We start from the raw sequence: 22,717 nt of genomic DNA, 5'->3' as shown, positions 1-22,717 counted from the left end.
ATTTTGCCAAAATCAGGAAGTCTTTTTCAGACCATCCATAGGATTGTTCAACGCCCACCACGGCAGGGTCGGCAATGCTGTGCAGGATGGCGGCGCGGTAGGCTTTCACTGGGCTAGTCATGTAACGCTGATCTCAATCTATGGAGTTGGTCGCTCAGGCGTGCGTGCGCTTGAGCAGATAGTCAGGCCTGGCTGCGGCGAGAGGCGGGCAGTAGCTTGGTAACGCTGGACTGGCCCTTTTTGCTCTCTTGGCCAAAGGCGGCGTTATAGGTGGCGATCACTTCGCCGGCGATGGACACGGCGATTTCTACCGGCAACTTGCCTTTGACCTCGGCCAGACCCATGGGGCAACGCATGCGCTGCATCACTTCAGGGCTGAAACCGCGATCACGCAGGCGATGTTCAAATTTGCTGCGCTTGGTTTGCGAGCCGATCAGGCCGTAGTAGGTGAAGTCGTTGCGCTTGAGGATTGCGGCGGTCAGCTCCAGGTCGAGCTGGTGGTTGTGGGTCATGACGATAAAGTAGCTGCCGGCGGGCATGCGTTCGATCTCGTCGATCACCTCTTCATTGATCACTTTTTCCACACCTGCTGGGATCTGCTCGGGAAACTCGTTTTCCCGCGAGTCGATCCAGCGCACCTTGCATGGCAGGCTGGCCAGCAGCGGCACCAAGGCACGGCCGACATGGCCGACATGGCCGGCGCCGAATACGGCAATCTGCGCCTGCGGCTGACCCATGGGTTCGAACAGCAGCACGGTGGCGCCGCCACAGCACTGGCCAAGGCTGGCGCCGAGGCTGAAACGCTCCAGGCGGGTGTCCTGGCTGCGGCTGCTGAGCATTTCGCGGGCCAGCTCCATCGCCTTGAATTCCAGATGACCTCCACCGATGGTCTCGAAGATGCGGTCAGTGGTGACCACCATTTTCGAGCCCGCATTGCGCGGGGTTGAGCCGCGCTCTTCGATGATGGTTACCAGCACGCAGGGTTCACCGCGTTGCTGCAGGTCGGCGAGGGCGCTGATCCAGCTCATTTGCTCAGCCTCCAGGAAGGTGTGGTCTGTCCGGGGCGCGGTAAGCGCCAGTTGCTCGGTGACGGATCCAGTATGGGAACGGGTATCGGTCGTGGTGTCTGGTGTTTTGGCTCGGTGTGTTTTGTCATTGTTGTACACCTGTGTGTGCAGTGCCTGGGTGGGTGACCACCCAGGCGAGTTGGCATTACGCCGGTTCAACCTCTGCAGTGGCCGCTGACTTGGCGGTCTGCTGCAGTTTCTTCATTTGCTCTACACCCCAGAGCATGCGCTCAGGCGTTGCCGGGGCGTCGATCTGCGGCTGAACGCGGTAGTCAGCCAGGCTGGCCACGGCGTCCTTGATCGCACGCCACACGGCGATGCCGAGCATAAACGGCGGCTCACCGACGGCCTTGGAGTGGAACACGGTGTCTTCCGGGTTCTTGCGGTTTTCCACCAGGTTGACACGCAGGTCCAGCGGCATGTCGGCAATGGCCGGGATCTTGTAGCTGGCCGGACCATTGGTCATCAGCTTGCCCTTGCCGTTCCACACCAGCTCTTCCATGGTCAGCCAACCCATGCCCTGCACGAAGGCACCTTCGACCTGACCGATATCGATAGCTGGGTTTAGCGAGGCGCCGACGTCATGCAGGATATCGGTGCGCAGCATCTTGTACTCGCCGGTCAGGGTGTCGACTATCACTTCCGAGCAGGCGGCGCCGTAGGCGAAGTAGTAGAACGGTCGGCCGGCGGCCTTGTCACGGTCGTAGTAGATCTTCGGCGTGCGATAGAAGCCGGTGCTGGAGAGCGATACCTGGCCGAAATAGGCCTTCTGAATCACTTCCTCGAAGCTTAGGAACAGATCACGTACGCGCACCTGGCTGTTGCGGAACTCCACATCTTCCGGGGTGACCTTGTATTCACGTACCAGAAAATCAACCAGACGCTGCTTGAGGGTTTCGGCAGCGTTCTGCGCGGCCTTGCCATTCAGGTCGGCGCCCGAGGAGGCGGCTGTCGGCGAGGTGTTCGGCACCTTGTCGGTGTTGGTGGCGGTGATCTGGATGCGCGAAATGTCCACCTGCAGCACTTCGGCGACGATTTGCGCGACCTTGGTATTCAGGCCCTGGCCCATCTCGGTGCCGCCGTGGTTCAGGTGGATCGAACCGTCGGTGTAGATGTGGATCAGCGCGCCAGCCTGGTTGAGGAAGGTGGCGGTAAAGCTGATGCAGAATTTCACCGGGGTCAGCGCCAGGCCTTTCTTCAACACCGGACTTTTCTTGTTGAACTCAATGATTTCACCGCGGCGCTTGGCGTAGTCACTGCTGGCTTCCAGCTCGGCGGTCATCTCGTGGATAACGTTGTGCTCGACGGTCTGGTGATAGTGGGTGACGTTGCGCTCGGTCTTGCCATAGTAGTTGAGCTTGCGCACTTCCAGTGGGTCTTTGCCCAGGCTGCGCGCTACCGCATCCATGATCTCTTCGATGGCGACCATACCCTGCGGGCCGCCGAAGCCGCGGTAGGCGGTGTTCGACGCGGTGTTGGTCTTGCAACGGTGGCCATTGATGGTGGCGTTGCCGAGGAAGTAGGCGTTGTCGGAGTGGAACATTGCGCGGTCAACGATGGAACCCGACAGGTCCGGCGAGTAGCCGCAGTTTCCGGCCAGTTCGATCTCGATACCGTGCAGCAGGCCGTCGTCATCAAAGCCGACGTCGTATTCGACGTAGAACGGGTGACGCTTGCCGGTGATCTGCATGTCCTCGACGCGCGGCAGGCGCATCTTGGTCGGCCGGCCGGTGAGGTGCGCAATGACTGCGCATAGACACGCCGGGCCGGCGGCCTGGGTTTCCTTGCCGCCGAAACCGCCGCCCATGCGGCGCATATCGATGACGATCTTGTGCATCGGCACGCCGAGCACTTCAGCCACCAGCTTCTGCACTTCGGTGGCGTTCTGCGTCGAGGTGTAGATGATCATGCCGCCGTCTTCGGTGGGCATAACCGAGGAAATCTGGGTTTCCAGGTAGAAGTGTTCCTGGCCGCCGATATGCAGGCTGCCTTGCAGGCGGCGCGGCGCGCTAGCCAGTTCGGCGGCGGAGTTACCAATCTTGTGCTGGTGGCTGTCGAGGACGAAATGCTTCTTGCGCAACGCATCGACCACGTCGAGCACAGGTTCAAGGTCCTCGTACTCGATGATCGCGGCCATGGCCGCCTTGCGTGCGGTTTCCAGGCTGTCTGCGCCGACGGCAATGACCACCTGGCCGACGTATTCGACCTTGCCGTCCGCCAGCAGCGGGTCACCAGTCACGACCGGGCCGATATCCAGCTGGCCGGGTACGTCATCCTTGGTGATGGCAATCGCCACGCCCGGGAACTGGTAGCAGGGGCTGGTATCGATGCTGACGATGCGCGCGTGGGCGCGGTCGCTCATGCGTGCATAGACGTGCAGCTGATTGGGGAATTCCAGACGGTCGTCGACGTAGATGGCTTCGCCGGAGACGTGCTTGTCCGCGCTTTCATGTTTGACGCTCTTGCCGACGCCAGTGGTGATGTCGGCGCGGAACAGTTCGGCCAGTTCGGCCTGGCTTTTAATTACATGATGATTAGACATACGCGGTCACCCGGGTTTCGACTTCGGGAGCTTGCAGCTCGAGGAAGAATTTACGCAGCAGATTCTGTGCAGTGAGCAGGCGGTATTCCTTGCTGGCGCGGAAGTCACTGAGCGGGGTGAAATCCTCGGCCAATGCAGCGCAGGCGCGTTCGATCACGCCCGGATACCAGGCTGCGCCTTGCAGTGCGGCTTCACAGGCAGCAGCGCGTTTCGGGATTGCGGCCATGCCACCGAAGGCGATGCGGGCGCTTTGCACCACGCCATCTTCGACGACCAGGTTAAAGGCCGCGCATACGGCGGAAATATCATCGTCCAGACGCTTGGACACCTTGTAGGCGCGGAACGCCTGATTGGACTGATGGCGCGGCACAATGATCTTCTCGATAAATTCGGCTTCCTGACGGGCAGTTACCTTGTAATCGAGGAAGTAATCTTCAAGCGGCAGGGTGCGGCTGCTGTTGCCTTTGCGCAGCACGATCTGTGCGCCGAGGGCGATCAGCAGCGGCGGGGCGTCACCAATCGGCGAGGCGTTACCGATATTGCCACCCAGGGTGCCCTGGTTGCGGATTTGCAAAGAGGCAAAACGGTGCAGCAGCTCGCCGAAGTCCGGGTAGTCCTGGGCCAGGGCGGCGTAGCAGTCGGACAGCGCGGTGGCGGCGCCGATCTCGATGCTTTCGGCGGTCACTTCGACGCGTTTCATCGCTTCGATATGGCCGACGTAGATCATCACCGGCAGTTCGCGGTGGAACTGGGTGACTTCCAGGGCCAGGTCGGTGCCGCCAGCCAGCAGGCGCGCTTCCGGGTTGGCGGCGTAAATATCGGCCAGATCAGCCACGGTCAGCGGCAACAGGCAACGTTTGTCGCCACTGTTGAGCTCGGCAGTATCCTGCGGGGCGATGGCTTTCAGTTGTGCGACGGTTTGCGCTTCGGCAGCGTCGAACTGGTCTGGCTGCTTCTGGCAGCAGGCCTGCTCCGCGGCGTTGATAATCGGGCGGTAGCCGGTGCAGCGGCACAGGTTGCCGGCCAGGGCCTCCATGGTGTCAGCCTTGTCGAAACCGCTGCTGTTTTTCTGCAGAGCGAACAGCGACATGACGAAACCCGGAGTGCAGAAACCGCATTGTGAGCCGTGGCAGTCGACCATGGCCTGTTGCACGCTGTGCAGTTTGCCCTGGTGCTTGAGGTCTTCAACCGTGATCAGCTGTTTGCCGTGCAGGCTGGAAACGAAGGTCAGGCAGGAGTTGAGGGTGCGATAACGCACGCGCTCGCCATCCAGCTCACCGACCACCACGGTGCAGGCACCGCAGTCGCCAGAGGCGCAGCCTTCTTTGGTTCCGGATTTGCCGACATGCTCACGCAGGTAATTGAGCACGGTGACGTTTGGGTCGAGGGCATGCTCAGTACGCAGCTCCCGGTTGAGTAAAAACTGGATCAAGGACGACCTCCAGGCACTTTATTGTTCTCGTATCAGGCTCTGCTGAAACGACTGCGCGGGGCGGCACAGCGTTTCCACACGGCTTGGCATGAAGCGAATCTAGAGTTTTCTGACTTTAGGGTTAATAAATATTTGACTCTTTGGTCAGGTAATTGTCATGTGATTAGGTTATGAGCGCGAAAAGCTCCGTGGCTCAGCTAAACGCTAGCTGCTTTTGTGCCAGGCAGGCGTTGCGAAAACATGGAGCCCAGCAAACAAAAAAACGCCAAGGGGCGGGCCCTTGGCGTTTTTTTTGTTGCTGTGTCTGGACTTAAGAGTGGGTCAGCTGCGAATCAGTCAGTTGGTGTTCTTCACCGGCGTAGTAGGCGCGTACTCGCGGGTCCATCACCGCGCGCCACAGCGGCGGGAACAGCGCCAGGACGATCATCCCGGCATAGCCATTGGGTAGCTGCGGGCTGTCTTCGAAGTGGCGCAGCACCTGGTAGCGACGCTTGGCGTAAGCGTGGTGGTCGGAATGGCGCTGCAGATGAAAGAGGAACAGGTTGGTCAGCAGAAAGTTGCTGTTCCAGGAATGCGTCGGATTGGTGCGCTCATAGCGCCCATTGTCCAGCTTGCGCCGATGCAGACCGTAGTGCTCCACGTAGTTGACGATTTCCAGCAGGGTAAAGGCAACCACCGACTGCGCGACAAAGAACAGTGCGCCGAGCCAGCCGAAAGCCAGGCTGAAACCGAGCAGGAACAGAGCACTGATGGCGTACCAGGCAATCAGCTCATTGCGCCAGTGCAGGGCAGGCAGGTTCTTGCGTTTCAGCCGTTCAGCTTCAAGTTTCCAGGCGTTGAGGAAGTTGTGCTTGTAGGCATGCGGCAGAAAGGCATACAGACTCTGGCCGTAGCGTGAGGAGCTGGCGTCTTCCGGGGTCGACACATGCACGTGGTGACCGCGCACATGTTCGATCTTGAAGCCGCCATAGCACACGGCAGCGAGCAGCAAACCGCCGGCGTTCTGCTCCAGCTGTGGGTCCTTGTGGATGAACTCGTGAGCCACGGTAATGCCTATCGCCCCGGTGACGGTGCCAACCGACAGCACCCAGCCCAGCTGGCCCACCCGAGCATGCCCAGCAGCGCGGGTACAGTGGCCAGGCTCAATAGGCGGTAGTAGCCCTGCTGCTCCATTTGCGGTACCTGTACGGTTTCATCCGGGTTAGCCGGGTCGCGGCCAATAATGAAGTCCAGCAGCGGGATAACCCCAAAGACCACCACGATGACCAGCCAGGGCCAGGGCCAGGGCCAGGGCCAGGGCCAGGCGTTAGCGTATTGGCTATTTAATGACCACTAATAGCTCAATGGGATACCCAATACCGGGATCAACCAGAACCAGTAGCCGATGCTTTTAATGGCAAGCATCCAGTTTGAGGGCAGGCGTTCGAACATGGTGGCTCCGTACTTGTTCTTGTTGGAATGGGGTGTTGGTAGGATTGTAGGATAATCTGTTTCTGTGGCCATCCCCCGGTAGCCCACCTTTTGGTTTGAAAGCAGGACGCAGGCGGCCTTGGCCCGGTAACACCCTGTGTTACACTCGCGCCCTGCGCTGTACCGCCCAAGCCAAGCCTGGCCTGGGGTTGAGACCCTTGTTTGCCCCCCAATAGGTCAGATAGAGCCTAAGGATCATCATGACGTTCAAGGCACCGGATAGCCTCGCTGAGCAGATCGCACATCACCTTGCTGAACGCATCATTCGTGGTGAGTTGAAGGCGCGTGAGCGGATTCAGGAACAGAAAGTCACCCAGGCGCTGAATGTCAGCCGGGGGTCGGTGCGCGAAGCATTGCTGATTCTGGAACGCCGGCATCTGATCGTGATTCCGCCGCGCCGTGGTGCGCAGGTGGCTGAACTGACCCCGCATAACGTCAAGAGCCTGTACGCCCTGGTCATGGAGCTGTACATCCTGTTGGGCAAGGCGGTGGCGAATAGCTGGCAGGTCGAGACGGATCTCGGGCCGTTTCTGGTGATTCAGCAGCGGCTGCAGGACAGTCTGCAGCGTGAGGATATTGACGGCTTTGTCGAGAGCAGTTTTGAAATCATGCGAGCTGCCTTCCCGTTCTCCAATAATCCCTATTTGCAGGAAACCGTGGAGAACCTGCTGCCGGCCATCAGCCGCGCCTATCACCTGGCGCTGGAGCGGCGCAAAGGCGAGATGGGCCAGTTCCTCAATACCTTTGCTGCCTTGCTGCAGGCGATCATCGGCCGTGATCATCAGGCCATTCGTGAGGTGTTGCTGGGTTACGGTGAGCACAATTGCCAGCTGGTGCTGGCCGCACTGGCCGACGCTTAAGGAAGGCTGTCTATGCGGCTCAAGTGCATCAAGCTGGCCGGTTTCAAGTCCTTCGTCGACCCAACCACAGTGACCTTCCCCAGCAATATGGCGGCAGTGGTTGGACCCAATGGCTGCGGCAAGTCGAATATCATCGACGCCGTACGCTGGGTGATGGGCGAGAGTTCGGCGAAGAACCTGCGCGGCGAGTCGATGACTGATGTCATCTTCAATGGCTCGAATACCCGCAAGCCGGTGACCCAGGCCTCCATCGAGCTGGTCTTCGACAACTCCGACGGCACCCTGACCGGCGAGTACGCCGGCTATAACGAAATCTCGATCCGCCGCCGGGTCACCCGCGACAGCCAGAACACCTATTTCCTCAACGGCACCAAGTGCCGGCGCCGTGACATTACCGATATCTTCCTCGGCACCGGCTTGGGCCCGCGCAGCTATTCGATCATCGAACAGGGCATGATCAGCAAGTTGATCGAGGCCAAGCCGGAAGATCTGCGCAACTTTATCGAAGAAGCTGCCGGCATCTCCAAGTACAAGGAGCGCCGCCGCGAGACCGAGAATCGCATCCGTCGTACCCATGAAAACCTGGCACGTCTTACCGACCTGCGCGAAGAGCTGGAGCGTCAGCTCGACCGCCTGCACCGTCAGGCCCAGTCGGCGGAGAAATACCAGGAATACAAGGCCGAAGAGCGTCAGCTCAAAGCTCAGCTCACCGCCTTGCGCTGGCAGGCGCTGAACGAGCAGGTGGGCAGCCGTGAGGCGGTGATCAGCAACCAGGAAATCAGCTTCGAAGCGCTGGTCGCCGAGCAGCGCAACGCCGACGCGAGCATTGAGCGCCTGCGCGATGGCCATCACGAGCTGAGCGAGCGTTTCAACCTGGTGCAGGGCCGTTTCTACTCGGTGGGCGGCGATATCGCGCGTATCGAGCAGAGCATCCAGCACGGCCAGCAGCGTCTGCGTCAGTTGCAGGACGACCTCAACGAAGCCGAGCGCGCGCGCCTGGAAACTGAATCACACCTGGGCCACGACCGCACATTGCTGGCGACCCTGGGCGAAGAGTTGGAAATGCTGCTGCCTGAGCAGGAGCTGACGGCTGCTGCCGCCGAAGAGTCCGCCGCAGGGTTGGAAGAGTCTGAAGCAGCCATGCACGGCTGGCAGGAACAGTGGGACAGCTTCAACCAGCGCAGCGCCGAGCCGCGTCGTCAGGCCGAGGTGCAGCAATCGCGCATTGCCCAGCTGGAACAGAGTCTGGAACGCCTGGCTGAGCGTCAGCGCCGTCTCACCGAGGAGCTGCAGCAATTGGCGGCTGACCCGGAAGATGCGGCGATTATCGAACTGAGCGAGCAGATTGCCGCCGGTGAAATCAGCCTGGAAGACCTGCAGCTGGAAGAAGAGCAGCAGGGCGAGCGTTTGCAGCAACTGCGTAATAACCTGCAGCACAGCGGTCAGGCCCAGCAGCAAGCACAAGGTGAACTGCAGCGTTTGAATGGCCGTCTGGCTTCGTTGGAAGCCTTGCAGCAAGCGGCGCTGGACCCAGGCAAAGGTGCCGGCGAGTGGCTGCGCGAACAGCAGCTGAGCGAACGTCCACGACTGGCTGAGGGCCTGCGCGTTGAAGCCGGATGGGAACTGGCGGTGGAAACCGTGCTGGGTGCCGATCTGCAGGCCGTGCTGTTGGATGATTTCCAAGGCCTGGATTTTGCTGGCCTGACCCAGGGCGATCTGCGCCTGGCCAGTCTAAGCAAGGGCGGCGCGCGGGCGTCTGGCAGTTTGCTGGATAAGGTCGAAGCCAGTGTCGATCTGGCGCCTTGGCTGGCCAAAGTAAAGCCAGTGCAGAGCCTGGATGAGGCACTGGTCGCGCGCTTGAGCCTGGCCGAAGGCGAAAGCCTGATCAGCCGCGATGGTTACTGGGTCGGCCGGCATTTCCTGCGCGTGCGCCGCGCCAGTGAAGCGGAAAGCGGTGTGCTGGCCCGTGGTCAGGAGATCGAACGGCTGACGCTGGAACGTGATGAGCGTGAAGCGGCGCTGGCCGTGCTGGATGAACGCCTGACCCAGCTGCGCGAAAACCAGCGCGCCCAGGAAGAACAGCGCGAGCAGCAACGCCGCCAGGCCCAGGACCTGGCCCGTCGTCTCGGCGAGCTGAAAGCCCAGCTGTCCGCCGGGCAAGCCAAGGTCGAGCAGCTGATATTGCGCCGCACTCGCCTGGACAGCGAACTGCTGGAGCTGGGCGAGCAGCGCGAAATCGAACACGAGCAGCTGGGTGAGTCGCGCTTGCAACTGCAGGACGCCCTGGATGCCATGGCGACAGACAACGAACAGCGTGAAAACCTGCTGGCACGCCGCGACAGTCTGCGTGAGCGTCTCGACCGCGTGCGCCAGGAAGCCCGTCAGCATAAAGATCACGCCCATCAACTGGCGGTGCGTCTGGGCTCGCTGAAAGCTCAGCATGATTCCACTCGCCAGGCTCTGGAGCGTCTGGAGCTGCAGGCCGAGCGCCTGCACGAGAAGCGCGAGCAACTCAACCTCAACCTGGAGGAGGGTGAAGCGCCGCTGGAAGAGCTGCGGATGAAGCTCGAAGAACAGCTCGACAAGCGCATGGCGGTGGAGGATGAACTCAAACAGGCGCGCCTGGCCCTGGAAGATGCCGATCGCGAGCTGCGTGATGCGGAAAAGCGCCGCACCCAGGCCGAGCAACAGGCACAGTTGTTGCGCGGCCAATTGGAACAGCAGCGTATGGATTGGCAGTCGCTGACCGTGCGGCGCAAGGCGTTGCAGGATCAGTTGCTGGAAGACAACTACGATCTGCATGGCGTGCTGGCGATTTTGCCAGCCGAAGCCAGCGAGAAAGCCTGGGAAGAAGAGCTGGAGCGCCTGGCCGCACGTATTCAGCGCTTAGGGCCGATTAACCTGGCGGCGATCGACGAATACCAGCAACAATCCGAGCGCAAGCGTTACTTGGACGCGCAGAACGCTGATCTGGTGGAAGCGCTGGAAACCCTGGAAAACGTGATTCGCAAGATCGACAAGGAAACCCGTAACCGCTTCAAGGAAACCTTTGATCAAATCAACGGCGGCTTGCAGGCGCTCTTCCCGAAAGTATTCGGTGGCGGCAACGCTTATCTGGAGCTGACCGGTGAAGACTTGCTGGATACCGGCGTAACCATCATGGCGCGCCCACCTGGCAAGAAGAACAGCACCATTCACTTGTTGTCCGGCGGGGAAAAAGCGTTGACGGCCCTGGCCCTGGTTTTTGCCATTTTCAAACTCAATCCAGCGCCATTCTGCATGCTCGATGAGGTGGATGCGCCGCTGGATGATGCTAACGTCGGGCGCTATGCACGGCTGGTAAAAGAGATGTCGGAAACCGTGCAATTTATCTATATCACCCACAATAAAATCGCCATGGAAATGGCCGATCAGTTGATGGGCGTAACCATGCACGAGCCCGGTTGTTCGCGGTTGGTGGCTGTGGATGTGGAGGAAGCGTTGGCCTTGGTTGAATCATGATGGCCTGGGCGGTGTAAAGTTATCTTTCGTCGTGCTAGCTTAATGCGCATTGTTATTAGACGTGGCGTTATAACGCAGGGAAAGGCCTGATAGAACATAGGCTTGGCGTCGCGTAAAAGAATTAGCAAGATGGCCGGGAAGGCCTTTTTCATCACATTTTTATCAGGGGTTAAGGTATTTCATGGAATTCGGTCTGCGCGAGTGGCTGATTGTCATCGGCATTATTGTGATTGCCGGCATCCTGTTTGATGGCTGGCGGCGGATGCGCGGTGGTAAGGGCAAACTCAAGTTCAAACTTGACCGCAGTTTTGCCAACCTGCCGGATGATGACAGTGATCCCGATCTGCTCAGCCCTCCGCGGGTTATTGATCGCAGTAATGAACCCGCTTTTGATGAGGAAGACCTGCCGTCGCTGAGCGCGCGTGAGTTAAATCGTCGCCGCAGCGGTGAGCCGCAACAAGGTGACCTTAATCTGGGCCTGGAAGAACCCGTGCCGACGCTGCTTAATCCGGTTGATGACGATGTGGTCAAACCCGTCAGTCAAAACCAGAGCAGCAATAAGGAATTACCACCGGTTGAAGAAGTATTGGTGATCAACGTGATTGCCCGCGACGAAGAAGGCTTTAAAGGCCCGGCTCTGTTGCAGAATATTCTCGAAAGTGGCCTGCGTTTTGGCGAGATGGACATCTTCCATCGTCACGAAAGCATGGCGGGTAATGGTGAGGTGCTGTTTTCCATGGCCAATGCGTTGAAACCTGGCACTTTTGATCTCGACGATATTGAAGGCTTCAGCACCCGTGCCGTAAGTTTCTTTCTTGGCTTGCCCGGCCCGCGTCACCCCAAACAGGCGTTTGATGTAATGGTGGCTGCAGCACGCAAACTGGCCCACGAGCTGGGTGGTGAATTGAAGGATGACCAACGCAGCGTGATGACCGCGCAAACTATCGAGCACTACCGCCAGCGCATCGTCGAATATGAACGCAAGCAATTGACCAATAAGCGCTGATTTAACCGATGAAATACCAAGAGCAGCCACGGCTGCTCTTTTCGTTTGAGAGCACACCGCAATGACCGATGCTTCTATTGCCGCCCAGCGTATAGTGCAACTGCGCGCCGAACTGGATGGGCATAACTACCGCTATCACGTACTCGATGAGCCGAGTATTCCCGACGCCGAATATGATCGCCTGTTTCATGAGCTCAAAGCCCTGGAGATAGAGCACCCCGAACTGGTCACGGCCGACTCACCGACCCAGCGCGTCGGTAGCCTGGCGCTTTCGGCCTTCGGTGAGGTGAGGCATGAGGTGCCGATGCTCAGCCTGGGCAACGCCTTCGAAGAATCCGACCTGCTGGATTTCGATCGCCGGGTGCGTGAGGGGCTGGATTTGCCAGCAGGCGATCTGTTTGGCGGCGGTACTGAGGTTGAATACAGCTGCGAGCCCAAGCTTGATGGTTTGGCGGTCAGCCTGTTGTACCGCGACGGCCTGCTGGTGCGTGGCGCTACGCGTGGCGATGGCAGCACGGGCGAGGATATCAGCGTCAACGTACGCACCATTCGTAATGTGCCATTAAAGCTGCAAGGCGAGGGCTGGCCGTCTGTATTGGAAGTGCGTGGCGAAGTCTTTATGTCCAAGGCCGGTTTTGATGCGTTGAATGCTCGGCAGCTGGAGCAGGGCGGTAAGACTTTCGCCAATCCGCGTAATGCGGCGGCGGGCAGCCTGCGCCAGCTGGATTCGAAAATTACCGCCAGCCGTCCTCTGGAGTTCTGCTGCTACGGCATCGGTCAGGTGCAGGGCGAGCTACCACAAACGCATTTCGGCATTCTTGAAGCCCTGAAACAATGGGGTATGCCGATCAGTCGCGAGCTGAAACTGGCCAAGGGCGCCGATGAATGCCTGGCGTATTACCGCAGCATTGGTGAGCGCCGCGAGTCGTTGGCTTACGAGATCGACGGTGTGGTGTTCAAGGTCAACAGCCTGGCCTATCAGCGCGAACTCGGCTTCCGCGCCCGTGAGCCGCGCTGGGCGATTGCCCACAAATTCCCGGCGACGGAAGAGCTGACCGAGCTGCTGGATGTGGAGTTCCAGGTTGGCCGTACGGGTGCGGTTACCCCGGTGGCACGCCTGAAACCGGTCAAGGTGGCCGGTGTTACAGTGTCTAATGCCACGCTGCATAACATGGATGAAGTGGCGCGTCTGGGGGTGATGATCGGCGATACGGTGATCATCCGCCGCGCCGGCGATGTGATTCCACAAGTGGTGCAGGTAGTGCCTGAGCGGCGCCCACTGCATGCCAGGCCCGTACAGATTCCCGAGAGCTGCCCGGTGTGCGGCTCTCACGTTGAACGGACCCAACTGGTCAGACGCAGCAAGGGCAAGGAAACCTTCAGCGAAGGTTCGGGATACCGTTGTGTCGGCCGCCTGGCCTGCGCTGCGCAGCTCAAGCAGGCGATCATTCACTTTGTCTCACGGCGGGCCATGGACATCGAAGGGCTGGGCGACAAGACCATTGAACAGCTGGTTGATGAGCAGCTGATCGCCTCGCCGGCTGATCTGTACAAGTTGACGTATGAAAAGATCATCAACCTGGAAGGCTTTGCCGAGGTTTCCAGCAACAAGCTGCTGCAGGCCATTGCCGACAGCAAGCAACCGAGTCTGGCGCGTTTTATCTACGCTCTCGGTATACCCGATGTGGGCGAGGAAACCGCCAAGGTGCTGGCCCGTTCACTGGCATCTCTAGAACGCGTACAGCGGGCCTTGCCGGAAGTGCTGACCTACCTGCCGGATATCGGTTTAGAGGTCGCACATGAGATCCACTGCTTCTTTGCCGACAGCCATAACCAGCAGGTGATTGCAGCCTTGTTGGCCAGTGATCAATGCGGTTTTCAACTGCAGGAGCAAGGCGAGCTGAGTGCCGAATTCAGTGCCAGCGCTACCCTGGCCGGGATGCTCGACAAGTTGAATATTCCATCTGTAGGCCCCGGTGGCGCGCAGAAGCTGGCGGATAAGTTTCTCAGCCTGGAGGCTGTACTGGCGGCTGACTGGCTGGATATGCGCCAGACTCTGCCCGAGAAGCAAGCCAAGGCGGTACGCGAGTTCTTCGATGTGCCGGCCAATGCACAACGTGCGCGGGCCATCGAAGCGCAGCTAAAAGCCTTTGGCATGCACTGGCACAGCGAGAAAAGAGTTATCGAAGGCTTGCCGCTAGCAGGGCAAACCTGGGTACTGACCGGCACGCTGGAAGTGATGAGTCGCGATGTGGCCAAGGAAAAGCTGGAAAGCCTGGGCGCCAAGGTGGCAGGGTCGGTTTCGGCAAAAACCAGTTGTGTGGTCGCAGGGCCAGGGGCGGGCTCGAAGCTGGCAAAAGCCAGTGAGCTTGGTGTGCGGGTGATTGACGAGGCGCAGTTCTTGTCAGCCTTGGCAGGCTACGGCCTCTAGAGGAGCGGGTTTTCTGTACTGCCCCCAAACAGGGTTTGGGGGCAGTCGGGCAACTTAGTTACCGGTTACGTTCACGCAGGTTTCGCCGAAGAACGGGTAGAAGCCTTTGGTGTGGTAATCAGCGGTAGCGATGGTGCCGATGTTGCCGTTGGCCTTGGCGGCAGCAATGGAAGCGTCGCCTTTGTTGATCAGACCAATGATGGTGGTGGCGCAAGCAGTACCGGTTTTGTTACCGGAAGCGGTGGTGGCAGTGATCGGGCCTTTGACGTCGGTGATCAGGCCAACGCTAACTGGCGACAGGCCAGAGGCGCAACCGCTGAGCAGGGTAACCAGGCCGGCAGCCAGAGCAATTTTCTTCAACATGTCGTGATTCCTTTTCGCTTATCCAGTAAGACGCTTTACCCATCCAGGTAAAGTGCACCGCACCCTAAAGCAGTGCCTGGCTAATAACAAGTTCGCCTGCTTTTTTCGAACCGGTTTCAAATTTATGAAATCTTCCGGTGGATTTTTTGCCAATCGTTGTTCTTGCGCTCAGCACAATTGATTTGGCAATCCAATGGTGGACGGTGAGGGGCAGGGAGCTGCCTGGCGTCTCAAGCAGGCGCCAGGCGAGGGTCAATCGCCGCGGTACTCGCAACCGCTGGTGCAGGTTTCGTGGATACGGATACGCGACAGCTCAGGCAGCAGCGGCTTGAGTTGCTGCCAAATCCATTTGGCCAGCACTTCACTGGTCGGGTTTTCCAGGCCGGGAATATCGTTCAGGTAGTTATGATCAAGCTGCTCATAGAGTGGATTGAAGATCGCCTTGATCTCGGAGAAGTCGCGAATCCAGCCGGTATAAGGATCGACCTCACCTTCGATATACACCGCGACCTTGAAGGAGTGGCCGTGCAGGCGTCCGCATTTGTGGCCTTCGGGGACGTGAGGCAGGCGGTGGGCGGCCTCGAACATAAACTCTTTGAACAATTCCACGGTCTTTCTCTCAGGTGGTACGCGGCTAACAGCGTGTTTAGCAAGGCGCGAATATTACCAGCTCAGCAGCTGTTAACCGAGTAGCACAGAGAATTGGATACAGTTTTATGGTTGATTACGCTCCAACCGGTAGATGCTGACAGCCTCGTAGACCGCCTTTCGCAGGCGGTTGATGCCGCCAATCGGGCGATGTTCAGGCAGCGCATGCCAGGGGTTGAAGGACAGGTTGTCACAGAACAGGTTCTGCTCGCGGCTATCAAAGTCCTGTGCCGGCACGTTGATGGTGGCGACGGTTTCGAACGGCGAAATGGCTTCGCTCCATTCAACACTGGGGTCTTCGATGGGCATGTAGTACTCCGCGTTCTGCCGCTGAACCTGCAGGGCAAAACAGGCGGGTACGCGATCCAGCGACAACTGCTGGTACAGCGCATTGCGCAGGAAATTCGGCAGGTCATGGTTCTGTTCAGGCAGCTGGTACTCCGGGCAGGCTTCCGGTTGAGGAATAACCCGGTACTTGATGTTGTGCTCGCCCAGTTTGAATGGGGCAATGGAGTTGTAAGTGTTTGCCACCGGTGTTTCCGGGGCAGGGGACAGCGTTTTCAGGGCGATGATCAGATGGCGGATTTCCCAGGTGCTGGGGCTCCAGCTGGGGAAGAAGGCCATGGCCTTTTTACCGTCGGCCTGGGCAGCGAAATTGCTTTTGTACTCGGCCACGTCACGCACGAAAAACGCTGGGTGATTAAACATCACAAAGTCCTGCTCGCTGGCGTGCTGCGGGCTTTGCGTAAGTTTTTCTCCAGGCACATCCAGCAGCTTGATCGCCATGCCGCGGGCATCGCGAGCTCGGTCGAATTGCGGGTAGGCATTACCGTTGGACAGGCGCATCCAGGCTTGCCAGGTTTTCCCTGGCTCGCTGAGCACACCGCGTTGCAAGCTGCTATCGATATCAGCACTGACGGTGACTTCGGCCTTCACGCAGCCATGAGCCTTGGCGTGAGCATCACGCAGTACCCGTGTGTTGTCACGGTGCTGTTCGACCACGCGAATGGCATCTTCGATGATGCCTTGGGTGAGCGCGGCTTCATCGGCCGGGACCTGCTCTTCAGTGGATACTGGACCGGAGAACTTCCAAGCGTAATAGGCCGCGCCGATGCCCCAGCCGCCAATAGCAATGGTCAATACGAGGACCAGCAATTTGCCCAGTACGCGGCCAAGCCAGAGCCAGAATCGTTTAAACATGCAGTCAATTCCTTTTAATTATTCTCAGTGTGCGGTCACACGCCACGTGCGCTTCAGTTCTGGCAAGACGGGCCCAGCGTCCACTCTTTGGCGGCCACAGGCTGTAGTTGCTGCTCCAGCGTGGGATTACCGAGAACCTTGAGGTACTCGATCAGCGCCCAGCGTTCTTCCGGTTGCAGGGCCCGGCCGATTACGCCGTCTTCACGGCATCCCGCGCGGAATTCATGGCCGCGATTGCTGTTGCCGGTAACCTGGGTATCGAAGTGGAAACCACCGGTGAATTTTTCGCTGTTGTAGCCAATCTGTTTCGGGTTGAACTCGAAATTGCCTACCCAGAACTGGGTTTCCCGCTCAGAAACCGGCGAGAGTAGCTGGAATAGGGTTGGCACCGACCCGTTATGCAGGAATGGTGGGGTGGCCCAGATGCCATCCAGCGGACGCGCCTTGTAGCCGCGCTTTTCCTGCACGCCAATCGGCAGGCCGAAACCGTCCATGCGCCAGCGTTCACGCTCGGAAATGCCAGCATCCTGATAGGCGCGGTTTTCCACATAGGCGGTGACATAGGCCAGGGCCTTGGCGCTGGAGATACTGCGCATGTCGATATCGTCCAGCGTGGCGCCAAACAGGCGCACATCCAGCTTGCTCAGCTCGGCCTTGGTCCAGCCCAGTTTACTGATATCGAAGCGGTGGTCGGCGATATTGTCCGCTGTGGTCGGGTCGGTGCCGACGATGGAGGTCGGTACCACGCGCACGCGCCACTCGGGATCGCGAGCGGGGGCAAAACGCTCATCCGGTTTCTTCGGGTCAGGCGCATGGCAGTAGGCACAGTTCTCGGTAAATAACGCGCGGCCACGGCTGGCCAGCGGCAGATTGACCTTGCCGAACACCTCTTCCGGCCAGGTGGGCGGCTGCAGTTGCTTGAGGGTTTCTTCCAGGGTGAACAGGTCACGCAGACGTACGCTTGAGGTATAGCGCTCGGCTTCGGCAACCGGGTGGCCGTCGGTATTCAGCAGGCGCAGCGTGGCACCAACGCCCAGCGCTTCGCCAACGTTGCGGGCCATGGGCTGCATGGCTGAGCCGTTCCACTGGACCCAGTCGAATTTCCAGATATCCCAGACCTGCGGATAGCTCACTGGCGCATCGGCGACTCGGTAGTTGCTCGGGTCTATCGCATCACCGAACACGCTGTTGGCAATTCGGCCGAACGCATCGGTACGGCCAAAACCTTCTTCTGTTGGATAAAGACCCCGGTGCCAATCATTGAAAGCGGTGCCGAGCAGGCGGTCGAGCACCACCTTGAAGTCGCGCCGCAGTTGCGCCTTTTGGCTGGTGTATTCATCACCGAGCACCTGTTTGGCGAAGCGGCGGAATTTCAGCGGGTTGTAATAGGTGAAGGCCATACTCATGCCGAGCGCTTGGCCAAAACTGCCGCCACGCACTGTGGGTACGGTGGACGCCAGCGAATGCAGCGCCGCGCCGCCGTCGATGCGCACGGCCTGGCCCTTATAGCGCAGCTCGCCGGTGTGGCAGGCGGCGCAGCTGATATCCAGGAAATGCTCGCCACTTTCCGCATCAGCATGGCGGGCAAAGCCGACAGGCAGGTTGCCGGGGTTCAGCTGCGTGGGCTGTTGGGCGGGGTCGACGAGGAAACCGAAACGCGCAAGGTAATCCGGGGTGGCGAACTTGCTGCTGCTGAATGGCAGCTCCAGCGCGCTGAACCATTCATAACGCAGACCTTTCACCTGGGTACCCTGAGGGGTGTAGTAGTAGGTCTGGCGTTCTTCTGCGGACCATTGATCAAGGTAGTGTAGTTTGTCGGGCTGCTGATAGATCGGAAGGTTGGGGTTGGCGATGAAGTACAGGGCGACCAGCAGCCCTACCACCAACAACAAAAGAAGCCCATACAGGGCTCGACGGAGAATGCGCATGGATACTTCCTTGTGGTGTTTTTTATTTGTTGGTTTTATGCCTATTGCCGCAGCCGATGGCAAGCAGCCATTACTACGAAATCCAGGAAATAGTCTTCTTTTAGGTCCGAAGATGGTTTTACAGTGCGGTTTATGACGAATTAATCCGCTGGAGTGAGTTCATGCATCCATTCGACGCATCGCAACCGCCTAAATTGGCGTTATTACTGGGCTATGCCGGGCTGGTGCCTTTCGTCACCGGGGCATTGGGCATCTGGGTGACGCCAGAGGGTTGGCGGGTGGTGGTTCTGGCGGCCTTGCTGGACTATGCCGCGGTGATCCTGGCCTTTATGGGGCTATTCACTGGGGGCTGGCCATGCGCGCGGAAAATGCCGGTGAGCCGGCGCAGATTCAGCTGGGCTTATCTGTGGTGCCGCCATTGCTGGGGTGGCTGGCAATCAGTGGCGGCATGCCCACCAGCCTGGCTTTGCCTCTGTGTTTGCTGGCGTTTGGTGGGTTGTATGCCGCCGACTTGCGGGCGGTGAAACTGGGCCTGGCGCCGCAGTGGTATCCCAGCCTGCGCCGGCCGCTGACGATTATCGTCTGCCTGAGCCTGCTACTGGCCTGGGCCAGTGTGCTGCTGCGTTGAATTGAGCCAATGCGCCACTGTCGTCAGCGTCTGCTCACGGCGCTGCGCCCAGTCGCCCTGAATGCACTGCAACGGTTGTCGGTGGAGCCGCAACCAGTGCTCGCACTGTTGGTAGAACGTGAGGCGCTGGGCCAGTTCTGGCTGGCAACGCTGACCATCCTCGACCCAGGGCACACCCACTGGGTTTAGTAGCAGATGCAGGTGGTAATCGCGCTCGAGTAAGGCTTGCTCAATCCAGGCGGGGCAATCACCAAACAGCTGCTGACTCCAGAGCATATTGCTCAGCAGATGAGTATCGAGAATCAGCAGCTCGGGGCGCGCCGCTCTGGCCTGGTCTTCCCAGGCCAGTTGGCCCTGGGCAATCGCGCTGATGTCGGCGTAGCAGGTATCGCGCTGCTCACGCTCGATAAAATGCCGCACGTACTCGCCAACCAGCAACCCACCAAAAGTCGCCTGAATATGCTCGGCCAGCCAGCTTTTGCCACTGGATTCAGGGCCCGTGAGTACCAGTACCTTCATGCGCTGACCAGCGCGCGATCACGTCGCCAGGTTAGCCAGCCATTGACCGCCAGCAGGGTAAACAGCCCATAGAGTGCTGCAGTCGGATACAGGCCCTGTTGTACAAACAGCACCACGAAGAGCAGGTCGAGAACTATCCAGAGTGGCCAGCATTCAACGCGTTTCTGCGCCATCCAGACCTGGGCGACCAGGCTGAAGGCACTCAGTGCTGCATCCTGCCAGGGCGCGGCAGCGTCGGTGAAGGTGGCCATCAGGTAACCGAGAATAACTGTGCCAACGGCACCTATTGCTAAGCTGATCGATATGCCTTGCGGGCTAAGTCGGTTGACCTGCACGCCACTGTGGCTGCTGCCGCCACGCGTCCATTGCCACCAGCCGTAGCCCTGCAATACCGCATACACGCCTTGCAGCAGCATGTTTGAGTACAGTTTGCCGTCATAGAAGATCCAGGCGTACATCAGCACCATCAGCAAACCCAGCGGCCAGCACCAGCGGTTTTGCCGCACGGTTAGCCAGACGGCCCATACACCAAGGGCTGAAGCGATGATTTCCAGAGGCGACATAGGACACCGATGAACGAGGGCAAGAGTGGCGGCGATTGTAACGATTGCGCTGAGCGTCGTCTTGGTTGCACAGCCACGCCTCTCGCACTGGATGACTGATTGCTATGGCTTTGCCAATATACTCTGCGCCCCCTCAGGAGGCATGCCGTGTTCAGGTCCCTTTTAATTGCTATTAGCGCAGTATGCTTATTGACGTTTGGCCTGATAGCCCAGGCCCTTGCCGAAAACCCGCGGGTTGCAGCTAAGGCACCGGTATCGGTGGTATTTCTCAATCCGGGCTTTTCCGACGAGCCATTCTGGGTGGGCTACAGCGATTTTATGCAGGCCGCGGCCGACGACTTGGGCATGCAGCTGGAAGTTATCTATGGCGAGCGCAACCCGCCCCAGTTGCTCGAAAAAGCCCGCAGCGTATTAGCCCGCGATAAGCAGCCGGACTACCTGATATTCGTCAACGAGATGTATACCGCGCCGGAGTTGCTCAGGCTGTTTGCCGATAGTCCGATCAAGCTGTTTTCCCTGCATAGCACCTTAACGCCAGAACAGCAGCAGATAATTGGTGGCTCGCGTGGGCAGTACCGTAACTGGATAGGCAGCCTGATTCCCAATGACGAGCAAGCCGGTTACTGGATGGCGAAAGCCTTGATCGCCAAGCTGAAAGGTAAACCGGGTAGCCTGCTGGCGTTTGCTGGTGTTCGGTTAACACCGTCTTCCAGACTGCGCGAAGATGGCTTGCACCGCGCCTTGCGCGAACACCCTGAGATCAAACTGCAGCAGATGCTGCAGGGCGAGTGGAAACGTCAGCGCGCTTATGAGCAAGCGCAGTTGATGCTACCGCGCCATCCCGAAGTGCAGCTGGTGTGGTCGGCTAATGATGAAATGGCATTGGGAGTTATGCAGGCCGCAGAGAAGCTAGGCAGGCAGCCAGGGAAGGATATTTACCTGTCGGCGCTGAATAATTCAGATGAGGTACTGCAGGCGCGCATAGACGGCAAGCTTTGCGTCCTGGTTGGTGGACATTTCACCCTCGGTGGCTGGGCCATGGTAATGCTGCATGACTACCATGCCGGGCTGGATTTTGCCGCACGCGGCGGTAAGGATCGGGTTGATCAGTTGTTCAGCCTGCTGGATGCCAAACAGGCTGCTTACTTGAAACAGCGCCTCAAGGTGCCCGGCTATGGTCTGGATTTTCGCCAGTTCAGCGCGGTGTACCATCCGCAGATCAAGGACTACGGCTTCTCCATCAAACCGTTGTTGCCGTAAGTCAGACGCCTGCCAGGTGCAGCACCAGTTTGACGATGCCGAAGATCACCAGCACAAACACGACCGTGAACAATGCGCCGAGAATGATGAAGTGGCTGGGCTTTCCGCGTGAGAAGTCACGGCTACGGTTTTTTCCGCTTTGCACGCCGATCGCTGCACTCAGCACGCTTTGCAACATCTCCCATAGCGTCAGCGGTTTGTTTTCCTCTTCGCTCATGTGTTTCTCCATTACTCAGACTGACTGCTTGCTCAGTAAAGCCTAGCCGGAAGCAGGATGTTTGCCGTGGAAACGACTCCTGCTGAAGTTGCTTGAGTACCGACCCCTAGGCTGAGATTCCATACCTAGCAAGGGGTTTCATCATGAGCAAGTCGGTAGTTATCAACACCCGCGAGCAGGGTTGGCTGGATAAGGCTATCCGTATGCGCCTGGTATTTGGTGCAGTGGAATTGGTCGATGACGCGAACACTGGCGTACAGCCGGAGGATATCGAGGAGCTGCTGGAGCTGATCCAGAAACATCAAGGTCATCACAGCAGCTGGCTGCGCACATTACTGGGCGTCAGTGTCGGTCTGTGCCTGTCGTTGATGGGCCTGTGGATGATCCGCGCTGCGGCCACTGATCCTGTCGCAACCAGTGAGCTATGGGTGCTGCTGGCCGGCGGTGTGTTTATGGCGTTCTTCGGCGGATTGGGGGGGGGGCTACGCTCTGGGCCAGCGCTGGAGAATCAGCGCCAGCAGCGGTGACCGGAACATGACCCTGGGCTCCGACTAAGGGTTCGGTGCCGTGGCCGCTGGTTACGGCGCTGTTTTCGTTACGCATCAGGTCTTCGAGCAAGGTTGTCAAGCCTGCGCAGACCAGTAGCAGGCCCCAGATGAAGGCAGCTGTCTGTATATGCCGCAAAAGGCGCATCCACTCGGTCTGAGTGTGCGGTATCCAGACTATCGGCAGCATAAAACCCAATAGCGCCACCATGGCGTAAGACATCAGGCGGATAAAGGTCTGTGGCGGTGGCGATTGCTGTTGCATGCCGTAGACCACTGTGGCGACCACCAGAATACTGGCTGAGGCGGATAGCACGAGGTCAGCGCGGGCATGCAGCACATCGAACAGCACGGCTTCAAACTCCTTGCCTGCCGATGTATCAGGATGTAGCACCAGCGCGGCGCCGACCAACTGCACCAGTGCGCCGCCAAGCAACAGCGGATAGCGCTGCAGCAGGGCTGGCATCGCGAGACTGCGACGCCAGAACAGCAACCAGGCTATCGCACTAAGGCTGTACACCAGGCTTATCGCCACGC

21 protein-coding genes and 2 pseudogenes are annotated in these 22,717 nt (G+C 59.0%); 9 read left to right on the top strand and 14 right to left on the bottom strand.

What is annotated here, in order from left to right:
• Positions 1-7: 7 nt before the first annotated feature.
• From BLW24_RS26085 to BLW24_RS20785, 5 genes and pseudogenes are all read right to left on the bottom strand, one after another.
• Positions 8-121: pseudogene (locus BLW24_RS26085) on the bottom strand (hypothetical protein); the annotation flags it as partial.
• Between the two features lie 61 nt (positions 122-182).
• Positions 183-1,028, bottom strand: a complete 846-nt coding sequence (gene xdhC, locus BLW24_RS20800; protein WP_090386559.1) for a xanthine dehydrogenase accessory protein XdhC — start codon at positions 1,026-1,028, stop codon at positions 183-185.
• A gap of 184 nt (positions 1,029-1,212) precedes the next feature.
• Positions 1,213-3,609 carry a xanthine dehydrogenase molybdopterin binding subunit gene (gene xdhB, locus BLW24_RS20795; protein ID WP_090386557.1) on the bottom strand — a complete coding sequence of 799 codons (2,397 nt, stop codon included), beginning with the start codon at positions 3,607-3,609 and terminating at the stop codon, positions 1,213-1,215.
• The gene (gene xdhA, locus BLW24_RS20790; protein WP_090386555.1) at positions 3,602-5,041 is read right to left on the bottom strand and encodes a xanthine dehydrogenase small subunit; all 1,440 of its coding nucleotides are present in this window, start codon (positions 5,039-5,041) and stop codon (positions 3,602-3,604) included. Before xdhA ends, xdhB begins: the two co-directional genes overlap by 8 nt.
• A 310-nt stretch (positions 5,042-5,351) precedes the next feature.
• A pseudogene (locus BLW24_RS20785) lies at positions 5,352-6,472 on the bottom strand (alkane 1-monooxygenase).
• Between the two features lie 239 nt (positions 6,473-6,711).
• Here BLW24_RS20785 and BLW24_RS20780 point away from each other — a divergent pair.
• The 4 genes from BLW24_RS20780 to ligA all read left to right on the top strand — a co-directional run bounded on the left by BLW24_RS20780 (position 6,712) and on the right by ligA (position 14,309).
• Positions 6,712-7,371, top strand: a complete 660-nt coding sequence (locus BLW24_RS20780) for a GntR family transcriptional regulator (RefSeq protein ID WP_090386553.1) — start codon at positions 6,712-6,714, stop codon at positions 7,369-7,371.
• A 12-nt stretch (positions 7,372-7,383) separates the two neighbouring features.
• A complete protein-coding gene (gene smc / locus BLW24_RS20775) occupies positions 7,384-10,872 on the top strand; it encodes a chromosome segregation protein SMC (protein WP_090386551.1) in 3,489 nt (1,162 codons plus the stop codon).
• Between the two features lie 181 nt (positions 10,873-11,053).
• Entirely contained in the window at positions 11,054-11,878 is an 825-nt protein-coding gene (gene zipA / locus BLW24_RS20770) for a cell division protein ZipA (protein ID WP_090386550.1), read from the top strand.
• 61 nt (positions 11,879-11,939) lie between these two features.
• Entirely contained in the window at positions 11,940-14,309 is a 2,370-nt protein-coding gene (ligA, locus tag BLW24_RS20765; protein WP_090386548.1) for an NAD-dependent DNA ligase LigA, read from the top strand.
• Positions 14,310-14,363: 54 nt separating this feature from the next.
• Here the strand turns inward: ligA and BLW24_RS20760 are convergent, their stop codons facing one another.
• The 5 genes from BLW24_RS20760 to BLW24_RS20745 all read right to left on the bottom strand — a co-directional run bounded on the left by BLW24_RS20760 (position 14,364) and on the right by BLW24_RS20745 (position 18,448).
• Entirely contained in the window at positions 14,364-14,672 is a 309-nt protein-coding gene (locus BLW24_RS20760) for a TRL-like family protein (protein ID WP_090253600.1), read from the bottom strand.
• 64 nt (positions 14,673-14,736) lie between these two features.
• Positions 14,737-14,928, bottom strand: coding sequence for a hypothetical protein (locus tag BLW24_RS26080; protein ID WP_167360421.1), 192 nt, complete (start codon positions 14,926-14,928; stop codon positions 14,737-14,739).
• Complete coding sequence (queD, locus tag BLW24_RS20755; RefSeq protein ID WP_090386546.1) at positions 14,925-15,281, bottom strand: 6-carboxytetrahydropterin synthase QueD; 357 nt, start codon at positions 15,279-15,281, stop codon at positions 14,925-14,927. Before queD ends, BLW24_RS26080 begins: the two co-directional genes overlap by 4 nt.
• A gap of 105 nt (positions 15,282-15,386) precedes the next feature.
• Complete coding sequence (locus tag BLW24_RS20750) at positions 15,387-16,520, bottom strand: catalase family protein (protein WP_090386544.1); 1,134 nt, start codon at positions 16,518-16,520, stop codon at positions 15,387-15,389.
• Between the two features lie 53 nt (positions 16,521-16,573).
• On the bottom strand, positions 16,574-18,448 hold the full coding sequence (locus BLW24_RS20745; RefSeq protein ID WP_090386542.1) for a di-heme-cytochrome C peroxidase: 1,875 nt from the start codon (positions 18,446-18,448) through the stop codon (positions 16,574-16,576).
• Between BLW24_RS20745 and BLW24_RS26075 the strand changes: the two genes are divergently transcribed.
• Genes BLW24_RS26075 through BLW24_RS26695 form a run of 3 tightly spaced genes read left to right on the top strand, consistent with a single transcriptional unit; the run spans position 18,447 to position 19,076 of the window.
• A complete protein-coding gene (locus BLW24_RS26075) occupies positions 18,447-18,584 on the top strand; it encodes a hypothetical protein (protein ID WP_167360420.1) in 138 nt (45 codons plus the stop codon). The two genes, BLW24_RS20745 and BLW24_RS26075, sit on opposite strands and share 2 nt — an antisense overlap.
• Positions 18,585-18,609: 25 nt before the next feature.
• The gene (locus BLW24_RS27420) at positions 18,610-18,972 is read left to right on the top strand and encodes a DUF3429 family protein (protein ID WP_477742879.1); all 363 of its coding nucleotides are present in this window, start codon (positions 18,610-18,612) and stop codon (positions 18,970-18,972) included.
• Positions 18,897-19,076: a DUF3429 domain-containing protein gene (locus BLW24_RS26695; RefSeq protein WP_477742878.1), complete on the top strand. Its 180-nt coding sequence runs from the start codon at positions 18,897-18,899 to the stop codon at positions 19,074-19,076. Before BLW24_RS27420 ends, BLW24_RS26695 begins: the two co-directional genes overlap by 76 nt.
• Here the strand turns inward: BLW24_RS26695 and BLW24_RS20735 are convergent.
• Together BLW24_RS20735 and pnuC are read right to left on the bottom strand one after the other, a co-directional pair.
• Positions 19,044-19,595 (bottom strand): AAA family ATPase, encoded by a 552-nt coding sequence (locus BLW24_RS20735; RefSeq protein ID WP_090386540.1) that lies wholly within the window; start codon positions 19,593-19,595, stop codon positions 19,044-19,046. The two genes, BLW24_RS26695 and BLW24_RS20735, sit on opposite strands and share 33 nt — an antisense overlap.
• Positions 19,592-20,158 (bottom strand): nicotinamide riboside transporter PnuC, encoded by a 567-nt coding sequence (pnuC, locus tag BLW24_RS20730; RefSeq protein ID WP_090386538.1) that lies wholly within the window; start codon positions 20,156-20,158, stop codon positions 19,592-19,594. Before pnuC ends, BLW24_RS20735 begins: the two co-directional genes overlap by 4 nt.
• A 258-nt stretch (positions 20,159-20,416) precedes the next feature.
• Here pnuC and BLW24_RS20725 point away from each other — a divergent pair, with 258 nt between their 5' ends.
• The gene (locus BLW24_RS20725) at positions 20,417-21,418 is read left to right on the top strand and encodes an ABC transporter substrate-binding protein (RefSeq protein ID WP_244161223.1); all 1,002 of its coding nucleotides are present in this window, start codon (positions 20,417-20,419) and stop codon (positions 21,416-21,418) included.
• Position 21,419: 1 nt separating this feature from the next.
• Here BLW24_RS20725 and BLW24_RS20720 read toward each other — a convergent pair whose 3' ends face one another.
• On the bottom strand, positions 21,420-21,635 hold the full coding sequence (locus tag BLW24_RS20720; RefSeq protein WP_090386535.1) for a DUF2970 domain-containing protein: 216 nt from the start codon (positions 21,633-21,635) through the stop codon (positions 21,420-21,422).
• 143 nt (positions 21,636-21,778) lie between these two features.
• Between BLW24_RS20720 and BLW24_RS25760 the strand changes: the two genes are divergently transcribed.
• The gene (locus tag BLW24_RS25760; RefSeq protein ID WP_139272724.1) at positions 21,779-22,162 is read left to right on the top strand and encodes a hypothetical protein; all 384 of its coding nucleotides are present in this window, start codon (positions 21,779-21,781) and stop codon (positions 22,160-22,162) included.
• Here BLW24_RS25760 and BLW24_RS20710 read toward each other — a convergent pair.
• Complete coding sequence (locus tag BLW24_RS20710) at positions 22,086-22,646, bottom strand: hypothetical protein (protein WP_139272723.1); 561 nt, start codon at positions 22,644-22,646, stop codon at positions 22,086-22,088. The genes BLW24_RS25760 and BLW24_RS20710 overlap by 77 nt on opposite strands.
• Between the last annotated feature and the right edge of the window lie 71 nt (positions 22,647-22,717).

The organism is Pseudomonas anguilliseptica (genome assembly GCF_900105355.1).
In the GTDB taxonomy this organism is placed as follows: Bacteria; Pseudomonadota; Gammaproteobacteria; order Pseudomonadales; family Pseudomonadaceae; genus Aquipseudomonas; species Aquipseudomonas anguilliseptica.
The sequence above is the reverse complement of the archived record's forward strand: the minus strand, read 5'-3'. Positions and strand labels throughout refer to the sequence as shown.

What these genes read in the sequence shown, in the direction of transcription:
- xdhC (WP_090386559.1), bottom strand. Translation starts at nt 1,028, where the DNA reads ATGAGCTGGATCAGCGCCCTCGCCGACCTGCAGCAACGCGGTGAACCC.
- xdhB (WP_090386557.1), bottom strand. Translation starts at nt 3,609, where the DNA reads ATGTCTAATCATCATGTAATTAAAAGCCAGGCCGAACTGGCCGAACTG.
- BLW24_RS20780 (WP_090386553.1), top strand. Translation starts at nt 6,712, where the DNA reads ATGACGTTCAAGGCACCGGATAGCCTCGCTGAGCAGATCGCACATCAC.
- smc (WP_090386551.1), top strand. Translation starts at nt 7,384, where the DNA reads ATGCGGCTCAAGTGCATCAAGCTGGCCGGTTTCAAGTCCTTCGTCGAC.
- zipA (WP_090386550.1), top strand. Translation starts at nt 11,054, where the DNA reads ATGGAATTCGGTCTGCGCGAGTGGCTGATTGTCATCGGCATTATTGTG.
- ligA (WP_090386548.1), top strand. Translation starts at nt 11,940, where the DNA reads ATGACCGATGCTTCTATTGCCGCCCAGCGTATAGTGCAACTGCGCGCC.
- BLW24_RS20760 (WP_090253600.1), bottom strand. Translation starts at nt 14,672, where the DNA reads ATGTTGAAGAAAATTGCTCTGGCTGCCGGCCTGGTTACCCTGCTCAGC.
- BLW24_RS20750 (WP_090386544.1), bottom strand. Translation starts at nt 16,520, where the DNA reads ATGTTTAAACGATTCTGGCTCTGGCTTGGCCGCGTACTGGGCAAATTG.
- BLW24_RS26075 (WP_167360420.1), top strand. Translation starts at nt 18,447, where the DNA reads ATGGATACTTCCTTGTGGTGTTTTTTATTTGTTGGTTTTATGCCTATT.
- BLW24_RS20745 (WP_090386542.1), bottom strand. Translation starts at nt 18,448, where the DNA reads ATGCGCATTCTCCGTCGAGCCCTGTATGGGCTTCTTTTGTTGTTGGTG.
- BLW24_RS27420 (WP_477742879.1), top strand. Translation starts at nt 18,610, where the DNA reads ATGCATCCATTCGACGCATCGCAACCGCCTAAATTGGCGTTATTACTG.
- BLW24_RS26695 (WP_477742878.1), top strand. Translation starts at nt 18,897, where the DNA reads ATGCCCACCAGCCTGGCTTTGCCTCTGTGTTTGCTGGCGTTTGGTGGG.
- BLW24_RS20735 (WP_090386540.1), bottom strand. Translation starts at nt 19,595, where the DNA reads ATGAAGGTACTGGTACTCACGGGCCCTGAATCCAGTGGCAAAAGCTGG.
- pnuC (WP_090386538.1), bottom strand. Translation starts at nt 20,158, where the DNA reads ATGTCGCCTCTGGAAATCATCGCTTCAGCCCTTGGTGTATGGGCCGTC.
- BLW24_RS20720 (WP_090386535.1), bottom strand. Translation starts at nt 21,635, where the DNA reads ATGAGCGAAGAGGAAAACAAACCGCTGACGCTATGGGAGATGTTGCAA.
- BLW24_RS25760 (WP_139272724.1), top strand. Translation starts at nt 21,779, where the DNA reads ATGAGCAAGTCGGTAGTTATCAACACCCGCGAGCAGGGTTGGCTGGAT.
- BLW24_RS20710 (WP_139272723.1), bottom strand. Translation starts at nt 22,646, where the DNA reads ATGCCAGCCCTGCTGCAGCGCTATCCGCTGTTGCTTGGCGGCGCACTG.